This window comes from Pseudomonas sp. BRM28 (assembly GCF_002939405.1).
Taxonomy (GTDB): Bacteria; Pseudomonadota; Gammaproteobacteria; order Pseudomonadales; family Pseudomonadaceae; genus Aquipseudomonas; species Aquipseudomonas palmensis.
Window position 1 is genome coordinate 194,154 of record NZ_PEFV01000001.1, and the last position, 25,130, is coordinate 219,283.

A 25,130-nucleotide genomic window follows, 5' to 3' on the forward strand; every position below is an offset into this window, starting at 1 on the left:
ATACGGGACCGCTAGGGTGAGCGCATGAATGATCTGGCCAACTCCACCATGACCCAAAATTCTCCCCCCGTGCGGATTGATTTCAATACGCCCGAGCTGCAACGCAAGCGTCGCCTGCGTGCATTCAAGGACCGCCTGACCCGCTGGTATGTACTGGTGGGCGGGCTCGCCGTGCTGGCGGCGATCACCTTGATCTTCTTCTACCTGGCCTACGTGGTGGTGCCGCTGTTTCAAGGCGCCGAACTGACCACCAAGAAGGCCATGACCCCGGCCTGGCTGACCCAGGACGCCGGCAAGCCGCTGATGATCGCGCTCGAAGAGCAGAACCTGGTCGGCATGCGCGTCTCGGACAAGGGGCAGGCGCTGTTCTTCGACACCAAGACCGGTGCCGAGCTCAAGCGTGTCGACCTGCCGGTACCGGCCGGCACCCAGGTGACCTCGATCGGCGCCGACCAGCCGGGCAACCCGCTGGTGGTGCTGGGCCTGTCCAACGGCCAGGCACTGGTGTTCAGCCACAGCTACAAGATCACCTACCCGGACAACCACAAGACCATCACCCCGGCCATCGACTACCCCTATGGCCAGCAACCGTTCGCCCTCGGCGATTCGGGCCGTGCGCTGGAGCACGTGAGCCTGAACGTCAATGGCGACACCCTGGTGGTGGCCGGCTCCAGCGGTGCGCAGTTGCAGGTACTGCAACTGAGCCGCGAAGAAAACATGATGACCGGCGAAGTCACCAGCGAGCAGAACCACATCGAACTGCCGCAGATGACCGAGGCGGTCAAGGCGATCTTCATCGACCCGCGCCAGCAGTGGTTGTACGTGATCAACGGGCGGGCCCAGGCCGATGTGTTCAGCCTGCGCGACAAGAGCCTCAACGGTCGTTACAAGCTGCTCGACGACGCCGATGCCGAAGTCACCGCCAGCGCCCAGCTGGTGGGCGGCATCTCGCTGATCATCGGTGACTCCAAGGGTGGCCTGGCCCAGTGGTTCATGGCCCGCGACCCGGACGGCGAACAGCGCTTCAAGCAGATCCGTACCTTCCAGATGGGCAAGGCGCCGATCGTGCAGATCGATGCCGAAGAGCGCCGCAAGGGCTTCGTGGCACTGGATGCCAGCGGCAAGCTCGGCGTGTTCCACAGCACCGCACATCGCACCCTGCTGGTGGAGCCGATGGCCGAAGGCGCCGGCGTGCTGGCACTGTCGCCACGGGCCAACCGCCTGTTCGTCGAAGAGGGCGGCAAGCTGATCCCGGCCAGCCTGCGCAACCCGCACCCGGAAGTGTCCTGGAGCGCGCTGTGGAGCAAGGTCTGGTACGAGAACTACGACGAGCCCAAGTACGTCTGGCAGTCCACCGCGTCGAACACCGACTTCGAGCCCAAGCTGAGCCTGTCGCCACTGACCTTCGGTACGCTCAAGGCCGCGTTCTACGCGATGATCCTGGCCGCACCGCTGGCGATTGCCGCAGCGATCTACACCGCCTACTTCATGGCCCCGGGCATGCGCCGCAAGGTCAAGCCGGTGATCGAGCTGATGGAGGCGATGCCCACGGTGATCCTCGGCTTCTTCGCCGGGCTGTTCCTGGCGCCTTACCTGGAAGGGCATCTGCCCGGTGTGTTCAGCCTGTTCGTGGTGATGCCGTTCGGCATCCTGCTGGCCGGCTTCATCTGGAGCTGCCTGCCGGAGTCGATCCGCCTGCGTGTGCCGGATGGCTGGGAAGCGGCGATCCTGATCCCGGTGATCCTGTTCACCGGCTGGGGTGCGCTGACCCTGAGCCCGTTCCTCGAAACCTGGTTCTTCGGCGGCGACATGCGCCTGTGGATCACCAATGACCTGGGCATCACCTACGACCAGCGCAACGCCCTGGTGGTCGGTATCGCCATGGGCTTTGCGGTCATCCCGAACATCTACTCGATTGCCGAGGACGCCGTGTTCAGCGTGCCGCGCAGCCTGACCCTGGGCTCGCTGGCACTTGGCGCCACGCCGTGGCAGACCCTGACCCGCGTGGTCATCCTGACCGCCAGCCCGGGCATCTTCTCGGCGCTGATGATCGGCATGGGCCGCGCGGTGGGTGAAACCATGATCGTGCTGATGGCCACGGGCAACACCCCGGTCATGGAAATGAACCTGTTCGAAGGTATGCGCACCCTGGCGGCCAACGTCGCGGTGGAGATGCCCGAATCGGAAGTCGGTGGCAGCCACTACCGCGTGCTGTTCCTCGCCGCGCTGGTGCTGCTGATGTTCACCTTCGTGATGAACACCTTGGCCGAGCTGATTCGCCAGCGTCTGCGCAAGAAATACTCGTCGCTTTGATAGAAAGGTAGAGATCCGTGAAAAAGGATTCCCTCAAGAGCTGGTTCAAGAGCGGCGCCCCTGGCGTCTGGATAAGCGGTGGCGCGGTGTCCATCGCGGTGATCATGACCATCGGTCTGCTCTCCGTGATCGCCGTGCGCGGCCTGGCGCACTTCTGGCCGGCCGACCTGATTCAGGCCAGCTACAACGTGCCGGGCCAGGCCAACCACATCGTCATCGGCGAAGTGGTGCAGAAGGAAGAGGTGCCGCTGGCACGCCTCAAGGGGGCCGGCCTGCCGGTACCCGACAACGGCCCGGAGTTCATGACCCGCGAGTTGATCAAGGTCGGCAACCGCGACCTCAACGGCAGTGACTTCACCTGGGTGGTCGGCGACTGGCTGGTGGACCAGCAGAAGCCAGTCGACCTGATCGCCCTGGAGCGCCGCGAGTGGGGCAACTTCTACGGCTACCTGGTCAGCGTCAAGGAAAACGGCAAGGTGGTTGCCGAAGGGCAGGCCGCCTGGAACGAGCTGCAGGCACGCCTCAAGCGTGCTGCCGGCCTGGCCGGCGAGCTGCAGAAGCTCGAGAAGAAGGACATCGGTGCGATCAACCATGGCCTTGAGCGCCTGCGCCTGCAAGCCCGCAAGCTGGAACTGCAAGGCAAGCTGACCCCTGTAGCGCAGGCCGACATGGATGCCGAGCGCGCCGAGCTGAACAACCGCTACAAGGCCATCGAGGACCGCCTGGGCAAGCTGCACCAGGACTTCAGCCGCGACAGCCTGGTGGCCCGTGACGGCAATGGCCGCGAAGTCGAGATCAACCTCGACAAGGTGGTGCACGCCTACCAGCCCAACGCCATGAACAACTTCACCAAGCTGGGCACCTACTTCGCCAAGGTGTGGGAGTTCCTCAGCGACGACCCGCGTGAAGCCAACACCGAGGGCGGGATCTTCCCGGCGATCTTCGGCACCGTGATGATGACCCTGATCATGGCCGTGATCGTCACCCCGTTCGGCGTGCTGGCGGCGGTGTACCTGCGTGAATATGCCCGCCAGGGCCCGGTGACCCGGCTGATCCGCATCGCGGTGAACAACCTGGCCGGCGTGCCGGCGATCGTCTACGGCGTGTTCGGCCTGGGCTTCTTCGTGTACGTGCTGGGCGGCTCGCTCGACCACCTGTTCTTCCCCGAAGCATTGCCGGCGCCGACCCTGGGTACCCCGGGCCTGCTGTGGGCCTCGCTGACCCTGGCGCTGCTGGCGGTGCCGGTGGTGATCGTGGCCACCGAAGAAGGCCTGGCGCGGATCCCGCGGACCGTGCGCGAGGGCTCGCTGGCCCTGGGTGCGACCAAGGCCGAGACGCTGTGGAAGATCGTGCTGCCGATGGCCAGCCCGGCGATGATGACCGGCATGATCCTGGCCGTGGCCCGTGCCGCGGGCGAGGTGGCGCCGCTGATGCTGGTGGGTGTGGTGAAACTGGCGCCGTCGCTGCCGGTGGACGGCAACTACCCGTACCTGCACCTGGACCAGAAGATCATGCACCTGGGCTTCCACATCTACGACGTCGGCTTCCAGAGCCCCAACGTCGAGGCCGCACGGCCGCTGGTGTACGCCACGGCGCTGCTGCTGGTGATGGTGATCGCCACGCTCAACCTCTCGGCGGTATGGATACGCAACCACCTGCGCGAGAAGTACAAGGCGCTGGACAGCTGATACCCCTTATTGCAAGCGCCGCCCGTGTGTTGTGCCGGGCGGTACGATGAAACGAAATTGATAGCGTATGGAGTCTTACCATGCAGCATGAATCCCACACCCACGGCATCGACATGTCCGCCCTGGGTCGCACCAAGCAGAGCCTGCAGCTGGCCGACGAGACCGTGGCCATCGAAGTGCCGGGCCTGAGCCTGTTCTACGGCGAGAAGCAGGCGCTGTTCGATGTCAGCCTGAACATTCCCAAGCAGCGCGTGACTGCTTTCATCGGCCCCTCGGGCTGCGGCAAGTCGACCCTGCTGCGCACCTTCAACCGCATGAACGACCTGGTCGACGGCTGCCGGGTGGAAGGCGCGATCAACCTCGACGGCAACAACATCTACCGCAAGGGCGAGGACGTGGCCGAGCTGCGCCGCCGCGTGGGCATGGTGTTCCAGAAGCCCAACCCGTTCCCCAAGACCATCTACGAAAACGTGGTGTACGGCCTGCGCATCCAGGGCATCAACAAGAAGCGTGTACTGGATGAAGCCGTGGAGTGGGCACTCAAGGGCGCCGCCCTGTGGGAGGAGGTCAAGGACCGCCTGCACGACTCGGCCCTGGGCCTGTCCGGCGGCCAGCAGCAGCGCCTGGTGATCGCCCGTACCATCGCGGTGGAGCCTGAGGTGCTGCTGCTCGACGAACCGTGCTCGGCGCTGGACCCGATTTCCACGCTCAAGGTCGAAGAGCTGATCTACGAACTCAAGTCCAAGTACACCATCGTCATCGTGACCCACAACATGCAGCAGGCCGCTCGGGTTTCGGACTACACCGCGTTCATGTACATGGGCAAGCTGGTGGAATACGGTGACACCGACACCCTGTTCACCAACCCGGCGAAGAAGCAGACCGAAGACTACATCACCGGTCGGTATGGCTAGGATTCAACGATTGAACGCCGCCTGACAGCACTTACCGGACGCGCCAAGGATTTCTCATGATCGACAAAGACAGCCTCACCCATCACATCTCCCAGCAGTTCAACGCCGAACTTGAAGAGGTTCGCAGCCATCTTCTGGCAATGGGCGGCCTGGTCGAGAAACAGGTCAACGACGCCGTCACCGCGCTGATCGAGGCCGATTCGGGCCTGGCCCAGCAGGTGCGCGAAGTCGATGAGCAGATCAACCAGATGGAACGCAACATCGACGAGGAGTGCGTGCGCATCCTGGCTCGGCGCCAGCCGGCGGCGTCGGACCTGCGCCTGATCATCAGCATCTCCAAGTCGGTGATCGACCTGGAGCGCATCGGCGACGAATCGACCAAGATCGCCCGCCGCGCCATCCAGTTGTGCGAAGAAGGCGAGTCGCCGCGCGGCTACGTGGAGGTGCGTCACATCGGCGACCAGGTACGCAACATGGTGCGCGACGCGCTCGACGCCTTTGCCCGCTTCGATGCCGAGCTGGCGCTGTCGGTGGCGCAGTACGACAAGACCATCGACCGCGAGTACAAGACCGCCCTGCGCGAGCTGGTGACCTACATGATGGAAGACCCACGCTCGATCTCGCGGGTACTGAGCGTGATCTGGGCGCTGCGTTCGCTGGAGCGCATCGGCGACCACGCGCGCAACATCGCCGAGCTGGTGATCTACCTGGTGCGCGGTACCGACGTGCGTCACCTGGGCCTGAAGCGAATGAAGGAAGAAGTCGAGGGCAACGGCAACGGCGAAAAAGCTAATGTTCCGGGCAAACCTGACGATAAATAGGACTGCCCCGAGAATGAACGCCCGGCCTTGGCCGGGCGTTTTCGTTTGCGGCAGCGCAACAGCACGCACCCGCGAATGATTTGACGGAGCCCCGGCATGAGCGAAGTCTTGGCAAATGGCCATCAGTCAACGTTATGCTAGCCGGGTCTTGAAGGAGTGGCGATGAGTAAAGTCAGTGTTCTGGTCGTGGATGACGCGCCGTTTATCCGTGACCTGGTGAAAAAGTGTCTGCGCAATTACTTCCCCGGCATGGTCATCGAGGACGCGGTCAACGGTCGCAAGGCCCAGGTGCTGCTGGAGCGCGAGCGTTTCGACCTGGTGCTGTGCGACTGGGAGATGCCCGAGATGTCGGGCCTGGAGCTGCTGACCTGGTGCCGCCAGCACGAAGCGCTCAAGGCCATGCCGTTCATCATGGTGACCAGCCGTGGCGACAAGGAAAACGTGGTGCAGGCGATCCAGGCCGGTGTGTCGGACTTTGTCGGCAAACCGTTCACCAACGAGCAGTTGCTGACCAAGGTGAAGAAGGCGCTGACCAAGCTGGGCAAGCTCGATACCCTGATGGCCAGTGCGCCCACCCGCGCCACCTCCGCGTTTGCCAATGACTCGCTGTCGGCCCTGACCGGCGGCAAGGCCGAGACCGTGCGCCCGGCCGCCCCAGCTGCGGCCCCGGTGGCGGCGGCCAAGCCACTGATCAATGCGCCGCAACCGGGCGCGGCCAAGGCGGCGCCGGCGGGCCGCGGACAGGGCCAGCTGCGCCTGTCCAGCGGCAACCAGGCCTGCGTGATCAAGGCCCTGAGCCTGAAGGAAGCCTTGCTGGTGGTACGCCGTGGCGAAGTGCTTCCGCAGATCCTGGAAGGCGCGGTGCTGGACCTGGAGCAGGGCGACAATGCCGAGATCGCGCGGCTCAACGGGTACCTGCATGCGGTGGTGGCGGTGGAATCCAAGCCGGACAGCGACTGGCTGCAGCTGACCTTCCGCTTTGTCGATCAGGATGCGCAGAAGCTCGACTACCTGTCGCGGCTGATTGCCCGCGGTACGGCGCTCAAGCACTTCGTGCCGGGGGCCTGACAGGCCCTTTGCTGCTCGCAGCCTCTTCGCCGGCAAGGCCGGCTCCTACAGCCGTAGGAGCCGGCCTTGCCGGCGAAGGACACACCACTGATCGCCTGCCATACCCCGCATCACTCCCCGCAACACGCCCTCCATATTCCCCTGCTAGGCTTGCTCACAGCTAACCTGTCAGATGGCCACTACCGATGCCGCCACACCTGCTGCTGTTCTGCGCCCTGTTGCTGGCTGCCGGCCCGAGCTGGGCCATGACCATCTACAAGAACACCGACGCCGACGGCGTGGTGTCCTATTCCGATCGCCCCAGCCCCGGCGCCCGCGCATTGGTGTTCCGTGATCGCATGGTCGAGCAGCTGGGCCAGCAGGTGCAGTTGCAGGTCAGCAAGTACGCCGACGGCGTGCGTTTCAGTGCCCGCAACGAGCTGCACGCCCCGGTCGAAGTGGAACTGCGCCTGGAGCGCCTGGGCAACGTGCAGAACCTGGCGCCGCGCATCGTCCGGCGGGTGGTACCGGCCCGTTCCACGCTGCTGCTCACTGCCCTCGGTGCGCGCAAGCCCGGTACCCCGGTCAGCTACCGCGAGCAGTTCAACTACACGTTGGGCAACCCCGCCCAGCGCACCCAGGCCTATCGCTACCCGTTCCCCTGGCGCGGCGGCCCGTTCCGCCTCTCCCAGGGCCCCAATGGCACCTACAGCCACTTCGGCCCCAAGGGCCGCTATGCCATGGACATCGCCATGCCCGAAGGCACGCCGATCATCGCGGCGCGGGCAGGGGTGGTGATAAAGACGGAAAACACCCAGAGCGGGCGCGGTACCAACCCGGCAGGCAATTTCGTGCGGATTCTGCATGCCGACGGCACCATGGGCGTGTACCTGCACCTGATGCGCGGGTCGGTGGTGGTCAGCGAAGGCCAGCGGGTGGCCTATGGCACGCCGCTGGCAAGGTCCGGCAACACCGGCAACAGCAGCGGGCCGCACCTGCATTTCGTGGTGCAGCGCAACGTGGGGCTGGCGCTGGAGTCGATCCCGTACCAGTTCAACCAGCCCATCGGCGGGCTGCCGAGCTTTACCGCCGGCAACCCGTAAGGCGCGTCAATCGAGCTTGAGCACCTTGGCCAGCACGATCTTGGGCCCTTTCATCTTCTTGATGATGATGCGCAGGCCGTCGACCTCCAGCACCTCTTCTTCTTCCGGTACGCGCTTGAGCGTCTCGTAGACCAGGCCAGCAAGGGTTTCGGCCTCGATATGGTCCAGGTCCACGCCCAGCAGGCGCTCGACCTTGAACAGCGGGGTGTCGCCGCGCACCAGCAGCTTGCCGGGCTGGTAGGCGAGGATACCGCGCTCGGTCTTGCGGTGTTCGTCCTGGATGTCGCCCACCAGCACTTCGAGCACGTCTTCCATGGTCAGGTAGCCGATCACCTTGCCATCGGCCTCTTCGACCAGGGCAAAGTGCGCGCCGCCCTTGCGGAACTGCTCCAGCAGCTGCGACAGCGGCATGTGCCGCGATACGCGTTCCAGCGGGCGGGTCAGCTCGGCCAGGTTGAACGACTCGGGCAGGTGGTCCAGCGCGGCCAGTTCCAGCAGCAGGTCCTTGATGTGCAGCAGGCCGACGAATTCGCCGCTTTCGGCGTCGAGCACCGGGTAGCGGCTGAACTTGTGCCGGCGGAACATCGCGAGGATCTCCTTGAGCGGCGCATGGGCGTCGAGGCTGACCATGTCTTCACGGGAATTGGCCCAGTCGACCACCTCCAGTTCGCCCATCTCCACCGCCGAGGCCAGTACGCGCATGCCCTGGTCGCTGGGGTCCTGGCCCCGGCTGGAGTGCAGGATCAGCTTGAGCTCCTCGCGGCTGTAATGGTGCTCGTGGTGCGGGCCGGGCTCGCCCTGGCCGGCGATGCGCAGGATGGCGTTGGCACTGGCGTTGAGCAGGTAGATGGCCGGGTACATCATCCAGTAGAACAGGTACAGCGGTACCGCCGTCCACAGCGACAGCAGTTCGGGCTTGCGAATGGCCCAGGACTTGGGCGCCAGCTCGCCGACCACGATGTGCAGGTAGGAGATCACGAAGAAGGCGCTGAAGAACGATACGCCCTTGATGACTTCGGGCGATTGCACGCCCACCGCCGCCAGCAGCGGCTCGAGCAGGTGCGCGAAGGCCGGCTCGCCGACCCAGCCCAGGCCCAGCGAGGCCAGTGTGATGCCCAGCTGGCAGGCCGACAGGTAGGCGTCCAGCTGGCTGTGTACGGTACGCAGGATATGCCCGCGCCAGCCGTTCTTGCCGGCAATCGCCTCGACCCGGGTCGAGCGCAGCTTGACCATGGCGAACTCGGCCGCAACGAAGAATCCGTTGAGCAGAACCAGCAGCAGAGCAAAAAGAATCATGCCGAAATCGGCGAACAGTGAAGCGAGGGTGATACCAGGGGAAGGGTCCATGATGGAGTTTTACGGGGTCCGTCTTCTGAAATAAGGGAGTGTGGCAATGCCAGCAGGTACTGGCGCGAGTCAGCCAATGTAGCGGCTGACTGCGCAAATTTAAAGGGCGGTCGCTCAGGAAACGGTGCGGGTTGCCACCTGAACGGGGGCGAAATGGCAGGTAAAGGTACTGCCGTGGCCCGGTACGCTGCTGATCTCCAGCCGGCCGCGGTGGCGCAGCAGTACGTGCTTGACGATCGCCAGGCCAAGGCCGGTGCCGCCGGTGGTGGAGTTGCGGCTGGAGTCGACGCGGTAGAAACGCTCGGTCAGGCGTGGCAGGTGCTTGGGGTCGATGCCGATGCCCGAGTCCTGCACGCTCAGGTGCGCGCCCTGGGCGTCGGCCCACCAGCGGATGCGGATCTGGCCTTCATCCTGGGTGTACTTGACGGCATTGAACACCAGGTTGGAGAACGCGCTGCGCAGTTCCGCCTCGCTGCCCTTGAGGCGCACGCCCGGCTCGGCGTCCAGGGTGATGCGCTGGTTGCGCTGGCCGGACAGGGCCTGGGCATCGCCCTTGATCGACTGCAGCAGGCTGTCGATGGCCACCGGCTGATTGTCGGAGGGGTAGTCGGTGGCCTCCAGCTTGGCCAGCAGCAACAGGTCGTTGAGCAGCGTCTGCATGCGCACGCCTTGCTGCTGCATCTGGGTCAGGGCCCGCACCCAGCGCGGGTTCACCTCCTCGACGTTGTCGAGCAGGGTCTCCAGGTACCCGGCAATCACCGTCAGTGGCGTGCGCAGCTCGTGGGAGACGTTGGCGACGAAGTCCTTGCGCATCTGTTCGAGCTGGTGGATGCGGGTCACGTCGCGCACCAGCATCAGGTGTTCGTTGTTGCCGTAGCGGGTGATGTGCAGCTGGATGCGCAGGCGGTCGCTGATGGGCGAGGGGATTTCCAGCGGCTCGAGGTAGTTCTCCTGTTCGAAGTACTCCTTGAAGCGCGGGTGGCGCACCAGGTTGGTGACCGGCTGGCCGCTGTCCTGTGGGGTCTTGAGCCCCAGCAGGGTCTCGGCGGCGCGGTTCCACCACTCCAGGTTGCCGTCGCTGTCGAGCATGATCACCGCGTCCTTGAGGGCGGCGGTGGACTCCTGCACGCGGTCGATCACTGCCTGCAGGCGCCCGCGCACGCGTTGGTCGCGGCGTTGCAGGTGGTAGATGCTGTCGAACACCTCGCCCCACAGGCCATAGCCGTCGGGCGGGGCCTCGTCGGGTTTGTGCTGGCGCAGCCAGTCGTGCAGGCGCAGCAGCTGCTTGAGGGTCCAGCCCAGATACACGCCAAGGCCCAGGGCCAGGCTCCAGCCGTAATGGCCGCTGATCAGCCCTGCCAGCAGGCAGACGGTGGTCAGCAGCAGCATGTGGCGAATCAGGGTGCCATGCCAGTTTTGGTTCACGGTGGGTCCTTAGGACCCGCTGCAAGCTGCAAGCGGCAAGCTGCAAGGTTGAAGCGGATCTGCGTTTGCTTTTGCTCTTACTTGAGGCTTGTAGCTTGCCGTGTTCTCAACTCTTGGTTGAGAACCGGTATCCCGTGCCGCGCACGGTTTGTACCAGATTTTCGTAGGCTTCACCCAGCGCCTTGCGCAGACGGCGGATATGCACGTCGACGGTGCGCTCCTCCACGTACACATTGCCGCCCCATACCTGGTCGAGCAGCTGGCCACGGGTGTAGGCGCGCTCCTGATGGGTCATGAAGAACTGCAGCAGGCGGTATTCGGTAGGGCCCATCTCGGCAGGCTTGCCGTCGATGGTCACGCGGTGGCTGATCGGGTCGAGCAGCAGGCCGCCGACCTCGATCGGGGCCTCGCCATCACTGGGGCCGGCACGGCGCAGCACGGCCTTGAGGCGGGCCACCAGTTCGCGCGGGGAGAACGGCTTGGTGATGTAGTCGTCGGCGCCGACTTCCAGGCCCTGGATCTTGTTGTCTTCCTCACCCTTGGCGGTGAGCATGATGATCGGGATGTCGCCGGTCAGCTCGTCGCGCTTGAGGCGCCGCGCCAGTTCGATGCCCGAAGTGCCCGGCAGCATCCAGTCGAGCAGGATCAGGTCGGGCTTGCGGTCGACGATGATGGCATGGGCCTGCTGCGAGTTTTCCGCCTCCAGGCAGTCGTAGCCGGCCATTTCCAATGCAACGGCGATCATCTCGCGAATCGGCGCCTCGTCGTCAACGATCAGAATGTTCCTGCCAACCATGCTCAAACCTCTTCCCATTAAGGTGTCTTGGCCCGCATTAGATAACGGAATTATTGCAGTCGTGTGACAGGTCGTGTGGCCTGGCGGCAACATTCCTTGGCTGAGCTAGGCTTTAGCTCCCACCCATCACCAAAAACGGTGAATCCAATGACACGACATACGCTGAACTGGATGGCTCTCTTTGCTGTTGCAGCACTGGCCCTGCCGGGGGTGGCAGCGGCCGCGCCGGGGATGGAGAAGAACGGCTTGCTGGTCGATTCTGCCGGCATGACGCTGTACACCTTCGACAAGGATGCCGGCGGCAAATCCATGTGCAATGACGACTGCGCCAAGAACTGGCCGCCCCTCAAGGCCATGGCGGGCGACGCCGCCGAGGGCAAGTGGACGCAGATCAAGCGCGAAGACGGCTCGATGCAGTGGGCCTACGATGGCAAGCCGCTGTACACCTTCGTCAAGGACAAGAAGGGCGGTGACATGACCGGCGACGGCATGAAGGACGTCTGGCACGCCGCCAAGCCATGAGGCCGGCCTTGCGCGGCCGCCCCCGGGGGCGGCTAGCGCAGGGCGTAGTCCAGTACCACGCCGATGAACACCAGCAGTCCGGCCCAGTGGTTGTGCAGGAAGGCCTTGAAGCAGGCGTCGCGATCCAGGCTGCGGGTCGACCAGTATTCCCAGGCGAAGCACAGCGCCGCGCCTACCAGCCCCAGGTGGAACCAGCCACCCAGCTCGAAGCGGTTGCCGCCCATCAGCAGGCAGCCCAGCGACAGCAGCTGCAAGGTCAGGATGATGGCGCGATCGGCTTCGCCGAACAGGATCGCGGTGGACTTGACCCCGATCTTCAGGTCGTCGTCGCGGTCGACCATCGCGTAGTAGGTGTCGTAGCCCACGGTCCACAGCAGGTTGGCGATGTACAGCAGCCAGGCGATGGCCGGCAGCTCGCCGGTGGCGGCGGTGAAGGCCATGGGGATGCCCCAGGAATAGGCCGCGCCCAGCACCACCTGCGGGTAATAGGTGTAGCGCTTCATGAACGGGTAGCAGGCTGCCAGCGCCACGGCGCCGAACGACAGCCATACCGTCTGCGCATTGGTGCACAGCACCAGCACGAAACTCAGCCCCACCAGGGTCGCGAACAGGACCAGCGCCTCGCGCCCGCTGATGCGTCCGGCCGCCAGCGGGCGTTCGGCGGTGCGCTTGACGTGACCGTCGACCTTGCGGTCGGCAAAATCATTGATCGCGCAGCCCGCGGCGCGCATCAGCACCACGCCGAACAGGAAGATCAGCACGTTGGCCACGGTGGGCGTGCCCTTGGCCGCGATCCATACCGCCGTGAGGGTGGGCCACAGCAGCAGGTAGATGCCGATCGGCTTGTCCATGCGGCTGAGCTGGATGAAGTCCCACGCCCGGGGGTGCAGGCGATTGAGCGACTTGAGCAGGCTCAGGTACATCAGCGGTCCTCCAGGCGGGTGTCGGTGGCCTGCCACAGGGCGGGCAGGAAGATCTCAGCCACCAGGATGCTCAGTTCACCTTGGTCGAACCGCGAACGGCGTGCCCACAGGCCGTCATGGCGCTGTTCGCGGGGCAACCAGGCGGCAGGGTAGTGGCACACCTCGATGGCCTGGCGGGCAAACCCGGGGCTGCAGAACAGCAACTCGCCCAGCGAACGGCTGCCCAGCGCTTCCATGTCCAGGCCGCCCTGCCGCAGGGCGCTGCGCGCGGCCACACTGCGTGCGTACACCCACGGCTGGCCATGCCCGCGCAGGTACACCTCGCGCACCCAGCCTTCGCTGCCCGGGGCCAGGCCGAGGCTGGTGCACTCATCGGCGCGCAGCGGCTGCCAGCCCTCGTACAGGGGGGTCACGCTGAAGTGATCGGCGGATAATCGGGTCAGGCGGCGGGTCAACGAGCCCTGGTCGAACAGCCAGTCGGCGGTAAGGGGGTCGGCGCTTGCGGCCAGCGGCGTTTGCTGCTGCAGCCAGTGTGGCGCGGGCACTTGCGAGGTTTCGTACGGCACGGTAGGTATGCGGTTACAAGCCAGTGAGGCGCCGAGCTTAGCATGTTTGCCGGTTGCGCTTGCATCGCGCCACCAGCCTCAGTACAAAGCCCCCTGACGATCCATGCAGCGCCAAGACTGTAATGATCACAACCGATGTGCGTCTGGATTACTGGAGGGAGAGCGATCATGAAGAAGTGGCAATGCGTGGTATGCGGGCTTATCTACAACGAGGCCGATGGCTGGCCGGATGACGGCATTGCGCCGGGCACCTTGTGGCAGGACGTGCCGGAAGACTGGCTGTGCCCGGACTGCGGTGTGGGCAAGATGGATTTCGAGATGATCGAAATCAACTGATCATTTTTTATACAGGGAAGGGATGAAGGCATGAGCGATCCGGTGGTGATTGTCGGTACGGGGCTGGCGGGCTACAACCTCGCCCGCGAATTTCGCAAGCTCGACGGCGAGACGCCGTTGCTGCTGATCAGCGCCGATGATGGTCGCTCGTATTCCAAGCCGATGCTGTCCACCGGCTTTGCCAAGGACAAGGACGCCGACGGCCTGAGCATGGCCGAGCCGGGGGCCATGGCCGAGCAGCTCAAGGCCCAGGTGCGTACCCATACGCGCATCAGCGGCATCGATCCGGGCCACAAGCGCCTGTGGATCGGCGAGGAGCAGGTGCCGTACCGCGACCTGGTGCTGGCGCTGGGCGCGCAGACCATCCAGGTGCCGGTGCAGGGCGACGCAGCCGATGCGATCTTCCCGATCAACGACCTCGAAGACTACGCGCGCTTTCGCGCCGCGGCGGCCGGCAAGCGCCGGGTACTGATTCTGGGGGCCGGGCTGATCGGCTGCGAGTTCGCCAACGACATGCACCTGGGTGGCTTCGAGATCGACATCGTCGCCCCCTGCGAGCAGGTCATGCCGACCCTGCTGCACCCGGCCGCCGCGGCTGCGGTGCAGGCTGGGCTGCAAGGGCTTGGTGTGCGCTTTCACCTGGGCCCGGTGCTGACCCGCCTGGAACGTTCGGCCGATGCCCTGCAAGCGCATCTGTCCGATGGCAGTGTGATCGTCTGCGACCTGGTGGTATCAGCCATCGGCCTGCGCCCCCGCATCGACCTGGCTGCCGCCGCTGGCCTGCAGGTCAATCGCGGGGTGGTGGTCGACCGCCACCTGCGCACCTCGCACGCCAACATCCATGCCCTGGGCGACTGTGCCGAGGTCGACGGCATCAACCTGCTGTACGTGATGCCGCTGATGGCCTGCGCGCGCGCGCTGGCGCAGACCCTGGCGGGCAATCCGACGGTGGTCAGCTACGGGCCTATGCCCATCACGGTGAAGACCCCGGTATGCCCGCTGGTCGTTTCACCGCCGCCACGCGCCCGCGAAGGCCAGTGGCAGGTCGAAGGGCAGGGCAGCGACATCAAGGTGCTCTGCCGGGATGCCGATGGCCAACTGCTGGGCTATGTATTGACCGGTACGGCAGTGATGGAAAAGCTGGCGCTGAACCGTCAACTTCCGCCGTTGCTGGCATAAATAGCTGTCGTTCTGTCGGATATACCCTGCCATTGCCTGAACAATGGCCGCCCAGAGACTGGCGCGGCCACTGGCGGCGTGCCATTCTCACACCCGTCTGCCGCAGTTTAGAGCCTGCGGTGCCTTAGGCGCTGCCTGCAAGGCAGCACGGCATAACAACAAAAAATCCGTCAGAGGGGCTTCACCATGCGTAAACCAGAACTCGCCGCAGCCATTGCCGAGAAAGCCGACCTTACCAAGGAGCAGGCCAACCGCGTGCTCAATGCCGTACTGGAAGAAATCACTAACGCGCTGCACAAGAAAGACAGCGTCACCCTGGTAGGCTTCGGCACGTTCCTGCAGCGCCACCGTGGCGCGCGCACCGGCAAGAACCCTCAGACGGGCGAGCCGGTGAAGATCAAGGCCAGCAACACCGTGGCGTTCAAGCCAGGCAAGTTCCTCAAGGACAGCGTCAATCCGTAAGGCCGTGGGCTACTGATTGCATTGAAGAGCGGGCACCCCTACAAGGTGCCCGTTCTTGTTTGTGTGGCGGCTCTTCGCCGGCAATGCCGGCGCCTGCAGGAGATAACCGCCGTCTGCAGGAGCCGGCGTTGCCGGCGAGGAACCCACCGCGCAGTGCGCTATTGCCGTGCCCCGTGCTTGTGACTAGCATACGCCGCCGCCGACACCCGCGCGGCGGTGTTCCAGGGAGGGAGCGGCATGGGCAACTCATCATTCATCGAATCGTTCGGCTCATGCCTGTGAGCTGTGCGCCCCCCTATCGCTTCTACGTCTGGTTACCCTGGGTATGCCTGGTTTCGCTGCTGTGTCTGGATGTCTACCAGTACGGCCTGCGCGTGACCGGTTTCGAGCCGTTCCTGCAAATCTACCTGCTGGGCTTCGGCCTGCTTGGCTACCCCCTGTTCGCGCTGTGGGCCAGCCGCCGCCTGCACCTGGCGCCTCGGCACCTGTGGTGGGCGCCGTTGTGGTGCGTCCCTTTCTACGCACTGCCCTGGGTGCTGTATGGCCTGGTCTACCTGCTCACCGGCCGTATCGCCGGGTTGGGCCTGATGCTGATGTGGGTGGCCTTTGTGCCCTACCTGCTGGGCGCCGGCTATTTTTTCGTCACCCTGACCGCGCTGCTGCTGGCGGCGCAAAGGCGCCTGTGCAATGGACCTTGAGCTGAAGAATTACCTGGCAGGTCTCGCCGACAGCAACCTGTTCGGCAGCCTGGCCATCCTGTGCCTGTTCGCCTTGCTGCTGAACCTCGGCGAGCGCCAGCGCAACACGCGCTGGGTTAGGCTGCTGACGTTTGGCTGCCTGTTGGCGGTGGTGCTGCTGCACGGTGTGGGCACCTACTGCATGAATACCCAGGTACCGTGATGAAGGCAGTAATCGGAGTGGTATTGGTGGCCGTGCTGGCGCTGGGGGTGGGCACGCCGCTGTTCGGCAACCTGCTGATGCTGCTGATGGACCGCGACAACTTCATCCCCGCCGAATCGTCGCTGCTGAGTTTCGAGCCGTATCAGGTGTCCCAGGGCTCATCGAACTATTGGCTGTACGGCGAGGACGACCGTTACTACTACCACTTCACCCATGAGCCCACTCACCCCTATCGCTATATCGCCAAGGACAATCACTGCCCGGCGTTCGACCGTGACGATGTGCGCAGCTGGTGCAATGCGCTGCAAGGAACGCTGCCCAAATGAAGCGACAACTGCTGATCAATGTCGCCCTGCATGCACTGGCCATCGTGCTCTACGGGGTGCTCAACGATATTGCCGTGGACTGGTACAAGGGCCACTACGGCGGCTTTACCGCCCGTGGCGTGTCCTCCGGCAGCATTGTGTTCCTGGTGATGTGGGTGTTCGTGCCGCTCAATGTGGTGCTGCCCCTGTTGACCAACTGGAAGCTCAAGTACTGGCTGGTGGCCGCGCAAATCGTGTTGATCCTCTGGTGGCTGTTGCCCGAGCACCCGGTGCGGGCGTACTTCTTCAGTTGCCTGGCGGGCGGCCTCAGCCTGTCGGCGGTGCTGATCTCGCACTGGCTGAGGCGTAAATGAGCAGCCCGACCGTAAAGCAGCAACTGTGGCGCTGGCTGGTGGTGCTGGGCGTGCTGGCGTGGGTGGGCTATCAGATTCACGCGCTGATCGAGGCACCCGGCCAGACCTCGTTCGTCAGCGAGTCGGGGCGCTACCGTTTCCAGAACGTGCCGGCGCGCAGTTGGCTGATACCCTTCGGCGGCATGGGCTACATGCGCGTGACCGATCGCGAGCGCCCGGGCGAGGTCTGGCGCACGCCGCTGTACGACCTGCAGTCGCTGGACATGCGCGACTTCGAGGATGAAGCCGAAGTGGGCATCTACTGGATCAATTTCAACAAGCGCGACCGCCATTTCGACATCGCCATGCCGCAATGGGAGCCGCACTGGCTCAACAGCTTCATCGCCAATACCGACTACACCGTGGCCGAAGAACAGGCCCGCTGCCGCAAACCCGAGCACCTGGTGCGCTACTTCTGGGACCTGTGGCTGTGGCTGGTGTGGGTCAGCGACTACCCCTGCACGCAAACCGAGTACTACATCAACCCGCCCCCGGTGTATCAGCCATGAAGTCGAGTATCCCGATGCTGCTGGCCGGCCTGCTGGCAAGTGCGCTGGCGCAGGCCGCGCCGGTTTGCCCCAGCCGCGACTTCGCGATGTTTTTCAAGGCGTTTGCCGAGGATGCGCAGCTGCAGGCCGACTTTGCCGCCCATACCCTGGTCGAGCAGCGCCTCCAGGCCGGGCCCGAGGGGCCGCAACCGGTGGTACGCAAGCTCGAGCCTGCCCTGCGTCCTGATCTTTCGCAGCTGTCGTCGGAGCGGGTGGCGGCCAACGGGCTGATCCGTGAAATCGCGCTGCCCGACCGGGTTTACTTGCGCGACCAGCGCGGCGAGGTGTTGCAGGCATTCATCTTCGAGCAGGCCGACTGCTGGGCGCTGGCACGGGTCGAGGACTGGTCGCCGAGCGACGCGCTCAAGAGCGTGAAAACCCCCGATGATGCCGCCCCCGGCGTGCGTGCGCTGCTGCGCGGCGATGCCTACGAGCAACTGGGCCAGGGTGAAATCAAGCCCATCGACAAGCAGCTGTTCATCGCTGCGCTCAACAGCTACCTCGATGCCGTGGACCAGGGCTCTGCCTACGCTGCCTACAGCGCTGCGGCAATCAGCCTGTCGGGCATGGCGCCGCGCCTGAGCAACCAGCGCCTGGAGCAGTTGCTGCGCCTGTCGTCGGCCACTGTCCCTGAAGGGGCACTGATGCTGGCGAGCTTCTATTGCGACGAGGGCCAGTACCGCCCCGACGACAACACCTGCAAACACCCGCAGAAGGCCCTCGACGCCTTGCGTCAGTCCGCCGCAATGGGCTCGGGCAATGCCTTCAACGAGTTGGGCAGCGTGTATGCGCGCGGTGAAATCGTGCCCGCCCAACCGGCACGCTCGCTGGCCTGCTACACCGAGGCGGTGGCGCACGGCGCAGACTGGGCGGACTTCAATGCCCAGGAGATGATCAAACGCGGCGCCCGCGCCGACAAGGACCAGCCATGCCTGTAGCCCACAACTGGCGCGAATGCCTGCAAGACCCGGCGCTGAGCCCGCCCGCGCCCTGGGTCAGTTTTCCCGAGCTCGACCCGCAGGGGCTGGGCAGCCTGCAGGGCGATTTCGAACACTACTGGCATTACTGCTGGTGGCCGTTCTGGTCGCGTCTGGGCAAGGCCCGCCAGCAGGCCTACCTGCTGCGCCACAACGCACCGCGTGGCTGGGCAGAGTATCTGGCGCACATCGACCACCAGCCTCCGTCGCCCGGGCTGGCGCCACTGCCCGAACACTGGCGTGGCGACAGCCCGGTCACCCACCGCCAGTTGCTGCGCTGGGTGCTGCCGATAGTGGTGCACCTGTTTGCGGTGGTGGCCTACGTGGCGCTAAACGGCACGCTGGTGAGCTGGTACAAGCAGTACGCCGGCGGGCTGACGTCGCGCGGGGTAGCCGTTGGCATAGCGATGTACATGGTGTTCTGGTTCTTCGTCGGCATGAACCTGCTGATCGCCCTGCTGCCACGGGTGTGGGGCAAGGTACAGGCCACGGTGTTCATGGCGGCGATCATCGGCTTCTACCTGTGGCCCGAGCATCCGCTGCGGGCGCTGTTCTACAGCACACTGTCTGCCAGTGTGACCCTGGTGGCCATCGGCGCGAATGCGCAGCTGCACCGCCACTTTCTCAACCTCATCTTCAAGGGTTCGAAATGAAGCGTACCCCTCACGCCGTTGCCTTGGCGTTGTCACTGTCACTGGCAGGCACTGCCCATGCCGCAGTACCTGCCGAAAAAACCATCGAGGGCGCAGGCGGGGCGAAGCTTTCGTTCTCCAAATGGAGCGCCGAGGAGAACGGCTGGCATGCGGTGCAGTGGCAAGGCGCCAATGGCAAGGGCTTCACCTTGTACCCGCACGAGTTTGCGCGGGATGCGATCGATGGCGACGCTTCGGCAGTGTCGCCTGACGGGCGCTTCGTGATGCTCTACCGCCTGCGCCAGTCGGGGCGGCAGTTCACGCCCCCCACGCTGCGCTGCGACATGGTGGCGATGGACACCGGTTGTGTGATGGCCACGCGGCTGGCCCAGTACTGCGTGGGCCGTTGGCAGAACGGCGCCTGGCAGCCGGAGAACAAGCTGCCCTGGGCTACCAAGCTGGAAACCATCAAGCCGGCCAAGGTCGCAGGCCTGCTGCACAGCAGCGAGAACCGCGAGATACCCGCGCGTCACGCCGTACTGGCCGAAGAGGTGTACATGGGCCTGGATTCCTACATGGCCTGCCATGCGCCCCAGGACAACGTGCCCGGCTACAACGACATGGGCTACCTGATCGGCGACGACTGGAACCCCAACCTGATGCTGCGCATCTATCGCGCCATCGAGCCCTTTGCCCAGGGGCGTCGGGCGCTGCAGCTGAACATTGCCGATATTCTCTGGGGCTACGGCAACTCGCGCGAAGCCGGCCCTTACTACGCGCGCTATCGCCAGCAGATGCTGGAGGCCGGCGCGGCGCAGAAGATTCCGTCACGGGTGCAACTGCGCCTGGATGCGGTACCGGCTGCCGACCCCAACCGGTAGGCCGCACACCCTGACATACAGTCGCCTTCAACAAAGCGAAGACGGCTGTAGCCTTTGGTCGCAAAAAAGCTAAACTGCGCCCCTCAGTCACTTTTCGCCTAGGGGCGTATATGAAGTTTCGTTTTCTGCTCTGGGCCATGGGTTTGCTGATGGCGCGGGCCAGCCGCAACAACCCGGCGTTCCAGCAGCAACTGAAGGACAAGGACCTGGTGTTCCAGTTGCAGACCCTCGACGGCAAGGTCGCCCGGCACTTCATCGTCAGCAACCAGCGCATCCGCAGCAAGGGTGGCACCCATGCCGAGCCTGCGTTCGCCATTGCCTTCAAGGATGCCGCCTACGGCTTCGCCACGCTGCAGGCCAAGAACAAGCAGCTGGCGTTCATGCAGGGGATTCAGGACAAGTCGATCCAGATCAAGGGCAACCCGGCCCTGGTGATCTGGTTCCAGGGCCTGATGAAGTACCTGATGCCGCGCAAGAAGAAAGCCTGAGCGCAGCGCCCAGGCTTCAGGTTGTCAGTGCGGGGTGAACTGTGACGCCAGTTCACGCAGCAGCGATTCGGCTTCAAGCACCTTGTGCACCACGTCCTCGGCCTTCTCGCGGCTGATGTTCAGGCGCTCCAGCAACGCGTCGGGGATGCGGTCGTCCGGCCCCGAGCCGATGCCGCGCGCGCGCAGCAGGCGTACCGCCACGCACACCAGGTTGGGGAAGGCGGCATGGTCCCCCGCGTAATGCGGGTCGTGCTGAAAGCGCAGGGCGGTGGCCAGCTCTTCGGGCATGTCCCAGAAGCGCATCAGCCAGGCACCGATCTGCTCGCGGCTGATGCCCAGCAGGTGCTGCTCGACATAGCTGTGGCACAGGTGCGGGTTGACCTCCAGGTGGCGGCAGATCAGCGAGAAATGCGGCGGGAACACATGCGCCAGCAGCAGGTAGCCGAAGTTGTGCAGCAGCCCGGCCAGGTAGGTCAGGCCCGACTCAGGACGCTCGGCGCGGGGCATGGCGCGGGTCAGGCCCTCGATCACGGCGGCGGTGTAGATCGATTGCTGCCAGTAGGGGGTGGTCTGCTGCGGGTGATCCTTGGGCAGGCTCAGGGTCTTGCCCAGGGCCAGGCCCAGCGCCAGGTTGATCACCAGGTCGAAGCCCAGCACCCGCACGATGGCGTCTTCCACCGAGCGGATCTTGCCGGGGGAGGCGTAGTAGGGCGAGGCGGCCCAGCTGACCACCTGCGCGGCCAGCGCCGGATCGGTCTCGACCACACCGGTGATGTCGTCGATGGTGGCGTTGGGGTCGACCCGCAGCTTGATGATCTTCTGTGCGGTCTCGGCCAGCGGCGGGATCTCGATGGTCGATTCCAGGCGCTGCTGGATGCGTCGTGCGGTAAATGCCTGCACCGCCTCGGTGATCTCCTTGCTGTCATCGGCCGGACGGTCGAGGTTGGGGCGGATCTCGCTGAGCAGTACACCGAAATGCCCGGCACTGGCCTTGGCCAGCATCTTCCTGAAGTGCTCGCTGTGGATTTCCAGCAGCAGGCCGGGGGTTCCGGAATGAATCAGCAGGGCCGGCTGCTTGAGCAGGCGCTCCTCGTACAGGCACGGTGAGCTGGTCAGCGCCGGAATGGCGGGCAGGATCGTCAGGCCGTGCTTCTTGAGCATCAGTTCGAGCCGCTCGAGCGGCACGGCGGTGAGCTTGCGGCCGGTCAGCTCGGTCAGGTGGCTGAGGTCCAGCAGCTGGTTCTGCGGGAACAGCACCATCAGCGCACCGACCGCGTCGTCGAGCAGCACGGCCTGGACCTTTGCCTCGGGCGCCAGCTGCGGGTGGTCGATGACCTCGCGGTAGGCGATGCCGAGCTTGTCGAGCAGCAACCGGATAACAGACGGTGTGTGGGGGGTTGCGGTATCCAGGGCAACTTCAGTCATGGTCTGTATCCAGTATTTTTTCAGCGGCCAGTATAGCCGGCTCGATGGGGGCGGCCCGCGTCGACATGGGAGGTACGTCACACCTGGCCATATTGCTGCCCGTGGCGTAACCAGCGGTCGAGCAACGGGCTGACGTGGTCCGGCCAGCGTGCCAGCAGGGCCTGTGCAGCATCGCGCACCGCCGGCAGCAGGTCGGCGTCGCGCATCAGGTCGGCGACCTTGAACTGCAACAGGCCGGTCTGGCGGGTCCCGAGCATTTCGCCCGGGCCACGCAGTTGCAGGTCTTTCTCCGCAATGACAAAGCCGTCATTGGTTTCGCGCATGATCCCCAGGCGTTCACGCCCGATCTGCGACAGTGGCGGATGATACAACAGTACGCAATGGCTGGCCGCACTGCCGCGTCCGACTCGCCCGCGCAACTGGTGCAGCTGGGCAAGACCAAGGCGTTCGGGGTTCTCGATGATCATCAGGCTGGCGTTGGGTACGTCCACGCCCACCTCGATCACGGTGGTGGCCACCAGCAGTTGCAGGTTGCCCTGCTTGAACTCGGCCATCACCGCAGCCTTCTCGGCCGGCTTCATGCGCCCGTGGATAAGCCCCACGCGCAACTCGCCCAGGGCACTGGTGAGCTCTTCGAAGGTGGTTTCGGCGGCCTGGCAGGTCAGCTCTTCGGACTCTTCGATCAGGGTGCATACCCAATAGGCCTGGCGCCCTTCGGCACAGGCGGCGCGCACGCGCTCGACCACTTCGATGCGGCGGCTGTCGGCCACCAGTACAGTGTTGACCGGGGTACGCCCCGGCGGCAGTTCGTCGAGCACCGAGGTGTCGAGGTCGGCATAGGCGCTCATGGCCAGGGTGCGCGGGATCGGCGTGGCAGTCATGATCAGCTGGTGCGGGCACAACTGGCCGCCCACGCCTTTCTGGCGCAGGGCCAGGCGCTGCTGTACGCCAAAGCGGTGCTGTTCGTCGATGATCGCCAGCGCCAGGTTGTGAAACTTCACCTCTTCCTGGAACAGCGCATGGGTACCCACCACCATTGGCGCGCCGGCGGCGATCTGCTCCAGCGCGGCGGTGCGCGCCTTGCCCTTGAGCTTGCCGGCCAGCCAGGCGACTTCGATGCCCAGCGGTTCGAGCCAGCGCTTGAAGGTGACGAAGTGCTGCTCGGCAAGAATCTCGGTGGGGGCCATCAGCGCCACCTGGTAGCCGGCTTCCAGCGCCTGCAGGGCTGCGAGCGCGGCGACCACCGTCTTGCCGGCACCCACATCGCCCTGCACCAGGCGCAGCATCGGCTCGGGCTGGCTGAGATCGTAGGCGATCTCGTTGCCCACGCGCTGCTGTGCGCCGGTTGGAGCGAAGCCCAGGTTGGCCAGGTATTGGGCCGCCAGCCTGCTCGCCTTGGGCAACACCGGGGCCCGCTGGGCGCGCAGGCTCTCGCGCAGGCGCTGCTGCGACAGCTGGTGGGTCAGCAGCTCTTCGAAGGCCAGGCGGTGCTGGGCCCAGTGGTGGCCCACGGCAAGCTCTTCGACATCGGCATCGGCCGGCGGGTGGTGCAGGTAGCGGATAGCATCGGCCAACGGTGCCAGCTGGTAGTCGCGTGCCAGTTCCAGCGGCAGCCAGTCGGGCAGGCTGCGCGGGCCGAGCAGGCCCAGGCTCTGCTGGCACAGCTGGCGCAGGCGCTGCTGGGTGAGGCCTTCGGTGGTCGGGTAGATCGGGGTCAGGGTGGTATCGACCGGGGGCGGCTCGTCGCCGGTCAGGGCGCGGTACTCGGGGTGGTAGATCTCCAGGCCCGAGGCGCCGGGGCGCGCTTCGCCGTAGCAGCGCAGGTGGGTGCCGCGCTTGAGCGCTTCCTTCTGGGCGTTGCTGAAGTGGTAGAAGCGCAGGCTCAGCGAACCTGTGCCATCGCCCAGGCGCACCAGCAGGCTGCGGCGCCTGCCCATGGTCACGTCGGTGCCACTGACCACGCCTTCGATCACTGCATCCTGGCCCGGGCGCAGGGCGCCGATCGGCACCACGCGGGTGCGGTCCTGATAGCGCAGGGGCAGGTGGAACAACACGTCCTGGATGTTCTCCAGGCCAACCTTGGCCAGCTTCTCGGCCAAGGCTTCGCCAACGCCCTTCAGTGCCGTGACCGACACCTTCGACAACTCGGTCATGCTCGGGCCCTAAGGTGCGGCGGGTGGCTTGGCCACCGAACACAGGCGGATCGAGTCGGCCAGAATCTCGATGGCCTTGGGCCGCGGGAAGCTCGCGCGCCAGGCGATCGCCACGGTGCGAAACGGTGCCGGCGGGCTCAATGGGCGGACTTCGATGATGCCCGGCGCGTAGTGATGGCTGTGCACGGCCGACAGCGGCAGGATCGACACGCCCAGCCCCGAGGCGACCATGTGGCGGATGGTTTCCAGCGAGCTGGACTCCACCGTGGTGTGCTTGGCGCCGTCGTTGCCCTTGGTCAGGGTCGGGCAGGCCTCCAGCACCTGGTCGCGGAAGCAGTGGCCTTCGCCGAGCAACAGCAGGCTCTTGTCGTTGAGCAGGCTGGCGTCGATGGTCTCTTTCTTTGTCCAGGGATGCTCGCTGGGCATCAGCACGTAGAACGGCTCGTCGTACAGCGGCAGCGTCAGCACGTCGGCTTCATTGAACGGCAGGGCGATGATCACCGCGTCCAGCTCGCCGTTGCGCAGCTTGTCACGCAGGATATGGGTGAAGTTTTCTTCGATGTACAACGGCATCTGCGGGGCAACCCGGTGCAGTTGCGGAATCAGGTGCGGGAACAGGTACGGGCCGACGGTATAGATGGCCCCCACCTTGAGCGGCGCGGTCAGCTGGTTCTTGCCGGCCTGGGCCAGTTCACGGATGCCCTGGGCCTGCTCCAGTACCTTCTGCGCCTGGGCCACGATGCCTTCGCCGACCGGGGTCAGGCGCACCGCGCTCTTGCTGCGCTCGAAGATCAGCACGCCCAGCTCGTCCTCCAGCTTCTTCACGCCCACCGACAGGGTCGGCTGGCTGACGTGGCAACGCTCGGCCGCGTGGCCGAAGTGCTGTTCCTGAGCGAGGGTGACGATGTAGCGCAATTCTGTGAGGGTCATAACGTGCGTCCATGAAGTTGCGAGCCCAGCATAGCG

27 protein-coding genes are annotated in these 25,130 nt (G+C 65.0%); 19 read left to right on the forward strand and 8 right to left on the reverse strand.

What is annotated here, in order from left to right; translation table 11 throughout:
* Positions 1-24 precede the first annotated feature (24 nt).
* The 6 genes from CR917_RS00920 to CR917_RS00945 all read left to right on the forward strand — a co-directional run bounded on the left by CR917_RS00920 (position 25) and on the right by CR917_RS00945 (position 7,886).
* Complete coding sequence (locus tag CR917_RS00920; RefSeq protein WP_104571773.1) at positions 25-2,313, forward strand: ABC transporter permease subunit; 2,289 nt, start codon at positions 25-27, stop codon at positions 2,311-2,313.
* A gap of 17 nt (positions 2,314-2,330) precedes the next feature.
* Positions 2,331-4,001 (forward strand): phosphate ABC transporter permease PstA, encoded by a 1,671-nt coding sequence (gene pstA / locus CR917_RS00925; RefSeq protein WP_043861543.1) that lies wholly within the window; start codon positions 2,331-2,333, stop codon positions 3,999-4,001.
* 80 nt (positions 4,002-4,081) lie between these two features.
* Positions 4,082-4,915: a phosphate ABC transporter ATP-binding protein PstB gene (gene pstB / locus CR917_RS00930; protein WP_043861544.1), complete on the forward strand. Its 834-nt coding sequence runs from the start codon at positions 4,082-4,084 to the stop codon at positions 4,913-4,915.
* Between the two features lie 56 nt (positions 4,916-4,971).
* The gene (phoU, locus tag CR917_RS00935; RefSeq protein ID WP_043861545.1) at positions 4,972-5,736 is read left to right on the forward strand and encodes a phosphate signaling complex protein PhoU; all 765 of its coding nucleotides are present in this window, start codon (positions 4,972-4,974) and stop codon (positions 5,734-5,736) included.
* A 162-nt stretch (positions 5,737-5,898) separates the two neighbouring features.
* Positions 5,899-6,804 (forward strand): response regulator, encoded by a 906-nt coding sequence (locus CR917_RS00940; RefSeq protein WP_043861546.1) that lies wholly within the window; start codon positions 5,899-5,901, stop codon positions 6,802-6,804.
* Positions 6,805-6,989: 185 nt separating this feature from the next.
* A complete protein-coding gene (locus tag CR917_RS00945) occupies positions 6,990-7,886 on the forward strand; it encodes a M23 family metallopeptidase (protein WP_054916463.1) in 897 nt (298 codons plus the stop codon).
* A gap of 6 nt (positions 7,887-7,892) precedes the next feature.
* Here the strand turns inward: CR917_RS00945 and CR917_RS00950 are convergent, their stop codons facing one another.
* The 3 genes from CR917_RS00950 to phoB all read right to left on the reverse strand — a co-directional run bounded on the left by CR917_RS00950 (position 7,893) and on the right by phoB (position 11,454).
* Positions 7,893-9,233 carry a hemolysin family protein gene (locus tag CR917_RS00950; protein ID WP_043861548.1) on the reverse strand — a complete coding sequence of 447 codons (1,341 nt, stop codon included), beginning with the start codon at positions 9,231-9,233 and terminating at the stop codon, positions 7,893-7,895.
* Positions 9,234-9,347: 114 nt separating this feature from the next.
* Entirely contained in the window at positions 9,348-10,622 is a 1,275-nt protein-coding gene (phoR, locus tag CR917_RS00955) for a phosphate regulon sensor histidine kinase PhoR (RefSeq protein ID WP_213085772.1), read from the reverse strand.
* Between the two features lie 142 nt (positions 10,623-10,764).
* A complete protein-coding gene (gene phoB / locus CR917_RS00960; RefSeq protein ID WP_028942483.1) occupies positions 10,765-11,454 on the reverse strand; it encodes a phosphate regulon transcriptional regulator PhoB in 690 nt (229 codons plus the stop codon).
* 147 nt (positions 11,455-11,601) lie between these two features.
* Here phoB and CR917_RS00965 point away from each other — a divergent pair, with 147 nt between their 5' ends.
* On the forward strand, positions 11,602-11,976 hold the full coding sequence (locus tag CR917_RS00965) for a hypothetical protein (protein WP_104571774.1): 375 nt from the start codon (positions 11,602-11,604) through the stop codon (positions 11,974-11,976).
* 32 nt (positions 11,977-12,008) lie between these two features.
* Here CR917_RS00965 and ubiA read toward each other — a convergent pair whose 3' ends face one another.
* Both ubiA and CR917_RS00975 read right to left on the reverse strand, forming a co-directional pair.
* The gene (gene ubiA / locus CR917_RS00970) at positions 12,009-12,899 is read right to left on the reverse strand and encodes a 4-hydroxybenzoate octaprenyltransferase (protein ID WP_104571775.1); all 891 of its coding nucleotides are present in this window, start codon (positions 12,897-12,899) and stop codon (positions 12,009-12,011) included.
* Complete coding sequence (locus CR917_RS00975; RefSeq protein WP_058541952.1) at positions 12,899-13,465, reverse strand: chorismate lyase; 567 nt, start codon at positions 13,463-13,465, stop codon at positions 12,899-12,901. Before CR917_RS00975 ends, ubiA begins: the two co-directional genes overlap by 1 nt.
* 168 nt (positions 13,466-13,633) lie before the next feature.
* On the opposite strand from CR917_RS00975, the gene CR917_RS00980 reads away from it, so the two are divergent.
* The 12 genes from CR917_RS00980 (at position 13,634) to CR917_RS01035 (ending at position 20,586) form a co-directional block, all read left to right on the forward strand.
* Entirely contained in the window at positions 13,634-13,801 is a 168-nt protein-coding gene (locus tag CR917_RS00980) for a rubredoxin (protein WP_007954349.1), read from the forward strand.
* 30 nt (positions 13,802-13,831) lie between these two features.
* Positions 13,832-14,980: an NAD(P)/FAD-dependent oxidoreductase gene (locus CR917_RS00985; RefSeq protein ID WP_054916465.1), complete on the forward strand. Its 1,149-nt coding sequence runs from the start codon at positions 13,832-13,834 to the stop codon at positions 14,978-14,980.
* Positions 14,981-15,166: 186 nt separating this feature from the next.
* Positions 15,167-15,442, forward strand: a complete 276-nt coding sequence (locus CR917_RS00990; RefSeq protein WP_008366879.1) for an HU family DNA-binding protein — start codon at positions 15,167-15,169, stop codon at positions 15,440-15,442.
* 272 nt (positions 15,443-15,714) lie between these two features.
* The gene (locus CR917_RS00995) at positions 15,715-16,140 is read left to right on the forward strand and encodes a hypothetical protein (protein WP_078481443.1); all 426 of its coding nucleotides are present in this window, start codon (positions 15,715-15,717) and stop codon (positions 16,138-16,140) included.
* Positions 16,130-16,342 (forward strand): hypothetical protein, encoded by a 213-nt coding sequence (locus tag CR917_RS01000; protein WP_043861554.1) that lies wholly within the window; start codon positions 16,130-16,132, stop codon positions 16,340-16,342. The genes CR917_RS00995 and CR917_RS01000 overlap by 11 nt, the downstream gene beginning before the upstream one ends.
* Positions 16,342-16,668: a hypothetical protein gene (locus CR917_RS01005; protein ID WP_058541950.1), complete on the forward strand. Its 327-nt coding sequence runs from the start codon at positions 16,342-16,344 to the stop codon at positions 16,666-16,668. The genes CR917_RS01000 and CR917_RS01005 overlap by 1 nt, the downstream gene beginning before the upstream one ends.
* Positions 16,665-17,021 (forward strand): hypothetical protein, encoded by a 357-nt coding sequence (locus CR917_RS01010; RefSeq protein WP_043861556.1) that lies wholly within the window; start codon positions 16,665-16,667, stop codon positions 17,019-17,021. The genes CR917_RS01005 and CR917_RS01010 overlap by 4 nt, the downstream gene beginning before the upstream one ends.
* Complete coding sequence (locus tag CR917_RS01015) at positions 17,018-17,569, forward strand: hypothetical protein (protein ID WP_052504257.1); 552 nt, start codon at positions 17,018-17,020, stop codon at positions 17,567-17,569. The genes CR917_RS01010 and CR917_RS01015 overlap by 4 nt, the downstream gene beginning before the upstream one ends.
* Positions 17,566-18,546 (forward strand): sel1 repeat family protein, encoded by a 981-nt coding sequence (locus tag CR917_RS01020; RefSeq protein WP_146094974.1) that lies wholly within the window; start codon positions 17,566-17,568, stop codon positions 18,544-18,546. Before CR917_RS01015 ends, CR917_RS01020 begins: the two co-directional genes overlap by 4 nt.
* On the forward strand, positions 18,537-19,238 hold the full coding sequence (locus tag CR917_RS27575; protein WP_256589587.1) for a hypothetical protein: 702 nt from the start codon (positions 18,537-18,539) through the stop codon (positions 19,236-19,238). The genes CR917_RS01020 and CR917_RS27575 overlap by 10 nt, the downstream gene beginning before the upstream one ends.
* Complete coding sequence (locus CR917_RS01030) at positions 19,235-20,098, forward strand: hypothetical protein (protein ID WP_088513976.1); 864 nt, start codon at positions 19,235-19,237, stop codon at positions 20,096-20,098. Before CR917_RS27575 ends, CR917_RS01030 begins: the two co-directional genes overlap by 4 nt.
* A 110-nt stretch (positions 20,099-20,208) precedes the next feature.
* Positions 20,209-20,586 carry a helicase gene (locus tag CR917_RS01035; protein WP_043861558.1) on the forward strand — a complete coding sequence of 126 codons (378 nt, stop codon included), beginning with the start codon at positions 20,209-20,211 and terminating at the stop codon, positions 20,584-20,586.
* A gap of 24 nt (positions 20,587-20,610) precedes the next feature.
* On the opposite strand, the gene CR917_RS01040 is transcribed toward CR917_RS01035, so the two are convergent.
* The 3 genes from CR917_RS01040 to CR917_RS01050 form a co-directional block, all read right to left on the reverse strand.
* Positions 20,611-22,011 (reverse strand): aminoacyl-tRNA deacylase and HDOD domain-containing protein, encoded by a 1,401-nt coding sequence (locus tag CR917_RS01040; protein ID WP_054916472.1) that lies wholly within the window; start codon positions 22,009-22,011, stop codon positions 20,611-20,613.
* 77 nt (positions 22,012-22,088) lie between these two features.
* Positions 22,089-24,164, reverse strand: coding sequence for an ATP-dependent DNA helicase RecG (gene recG / locus CR917_RS01045; RefSeq protein ID WP_078481456.1), 2,076 nt, complete (start codon positions 24,162-24,164; stop codon positions 22,089-22,091).
* Between the two features lie 9 nt (positions 24,165-24,173).
* Positions 24,174-25,094 carry a hydrogen peroxide-inducible genes activator gene (locus CR917_RS01050; protein ID WP_043861561.1) on the reverse strand — a complete coding sequence of 307 codons (921 nt, stop codon included), beginning with the start codon at positions 25,092-25,094 and terminating at the stop codon, positions 24,174-24,176.
* Positions 25,095-25,130 lie beyond the last annotated feature (36 nt).

Bases quoted from the DNA above. Each gene is read 5' to 3' on its own strand.
- CR917_RS00920 (WP_104571773.1), top strand. From the start codon at position 25: ATGAATGATCTGGCCAACTCCACCATGACCCAAAATTCTCCCCCCGTG.
- pstB (WP_043861544.1), top strand. From the start codon at position 4,082: ATGCAGCATGAATCCCACACCCACGGCATCGACATGTCCGCCCTGGGT.
- phoU (WP_043861545.1), top strand. From the start codon at position 4,972: ATGATCGACAAAGACAGCCTCACCCATCACATCTCCCAGCAGTTCAAC.
- CR917_RS00940 (WP_043861546.1), top strand. From the start codon at position 5,899: ATGAGTAAAGTCAGTGTTCTGGTCGTGGATGACGCGCCGTTTATCCGT.
- CR917_RS00945 (WP_054916463.1), top strand. From the start codon at position 6,990: ATGCCGCCACACCTGCTGCTGTTCTGCGCCCTGTTGCTGGCTGCCGGC.
- CR917_RS00950 (WP_043861548.1), bottom strand. From the start codon at position 9,233: ATGGACCCTTCCCCTGGTATCACCCTCGCTTCACTGTTCGCCGATTTC.
- phoR (WP_213085772.1), bottom strand. From the start codon at position 10,622: ATGCTGCTGCTGACCACCGTCTGCCTGCTGGCAGGGCTGATCAGCGGC.
- phoB (WP_028942483.1), bottom strand. From the start codon at position 11,454: ATGGTTGGCAGGAACATTCTGATCGTTGACGACGAGGCGCCGATTCGC.
- CR917_RS00965 (WP_104571774.1), top strand. From the start codon at position 11,602: ATGACACGACATACGCTGAACTGGATGGCTCTCTTTGCTGTTGCAGCA.
- ubiA (WP_104571775.1), bottom strand. From the start codon at position 12,899: ATGTACCTGAGCCTGCTCAAGTCGCTCAATCGCCTGCACCCCCGGGCG.
- CR917_RS00980 (WP_007954349.1), top strand. From the start codon at position 13,634: ATGAAGAAGTGGCAATGCGTGGTATGCGGGCTTATCTACAACGAGGCC.
- CR917_RS00985 (WP_054916465.1), top strand. From the start codon at position 13,832: ATGAGCGATCCGGTGGTGATTGTCGGTACGGGGCTGGCGGGCTACAAC.
- CR917_RS00990 (WP_008366879.1), top strand. From the start codon at position 15,167: ATGCGTAAACCAGAACTCGCCGCAGCCATTGCCGAGAAAGCCGACCTT.
- CR917_RS00995 (WP_078481443.1), top strand. From the start codon at position 15,715: ATGCCTGTGAGCTGTGCGCCCCCCTATCGCTTCTACGTCTGGTTACCC.
- CR917_RS01000 (WP_043861554.1), top strand. From the start codon at position 16,130: ATGGACCTTGAGCTGAAGAATTACCTGGCAGGTCTCGCCGACAGCAAC.
- CR917_RS01005 (WP_058541950.1), top strand. From the start codon at position 16,342: ATGAAGGCAGTAATCGGAGTGGTATTGGTGGCCGTGCTGGCGCTGGGG.
- CR917_RS01010 (WP_043861556.1), top strand. From the start codon at position 16,665: ATGAAGCGACAACTGCTGATCAATGTCGCCCTGCATGCACTGGCCATC.
- CR917_RS01015 (WP_052504257.1), top strand. From the start codon at position 17,018: ATGAGCAGCCCGACCGTAAAGCAGCAACTGTGGCGCTGGCTGGTGGTG.
- CR917_RS01020 (WP_146094974.1), top strand. From the start codon at position 17,566: ATGAAGTCGAGTATCCCGATGCTGCTGGCCGGCCTGCTGGCAAGTGCG.
- CR917_RS27575 (WP_256589587.1), top strand. From the start codon at position 18,537: ATGCCTGTAGCCCACAACTGGCGCGAATGCCTGCAAGACCCGGCGCTG.
- CR917_RS01030 (WP_088513976.1), top strand. From the start codon at position 19,235: ATGAAGCGTACCCCTCACGCCGTTGCCTTGGCGTTGTCACTGTCACTG.
- CR917_RS01035 (WP_043861558.1), top strand. From the start codon at position 20,209: ATGAAGTTTCGTTTTCTGCTCTGGGCCATGGGTTTGCTGATGGCGCGG.
- CR917_RS01040 (WP_054916472.1), bottom strand. From the start codon at position 22,011: ATGACTGAAGTTGCCCTGGATACCGCAACCCCCCACACACCGTCTGTT.
- recG (WP_078481456.1), bottom strand. From the start codon at position 24,164: ATGACCGAGTTGTCGAAGGTGTCGGTCACGGCACTGAAGGGCGTTGGC.
- CR917_RS01050 (WP_043861561.1), bottom strand. From the start codon at position 25,094: ATGACCCTCACAGAATTGCGCTACATCGTCACCCTCGCTCAGGAACAG.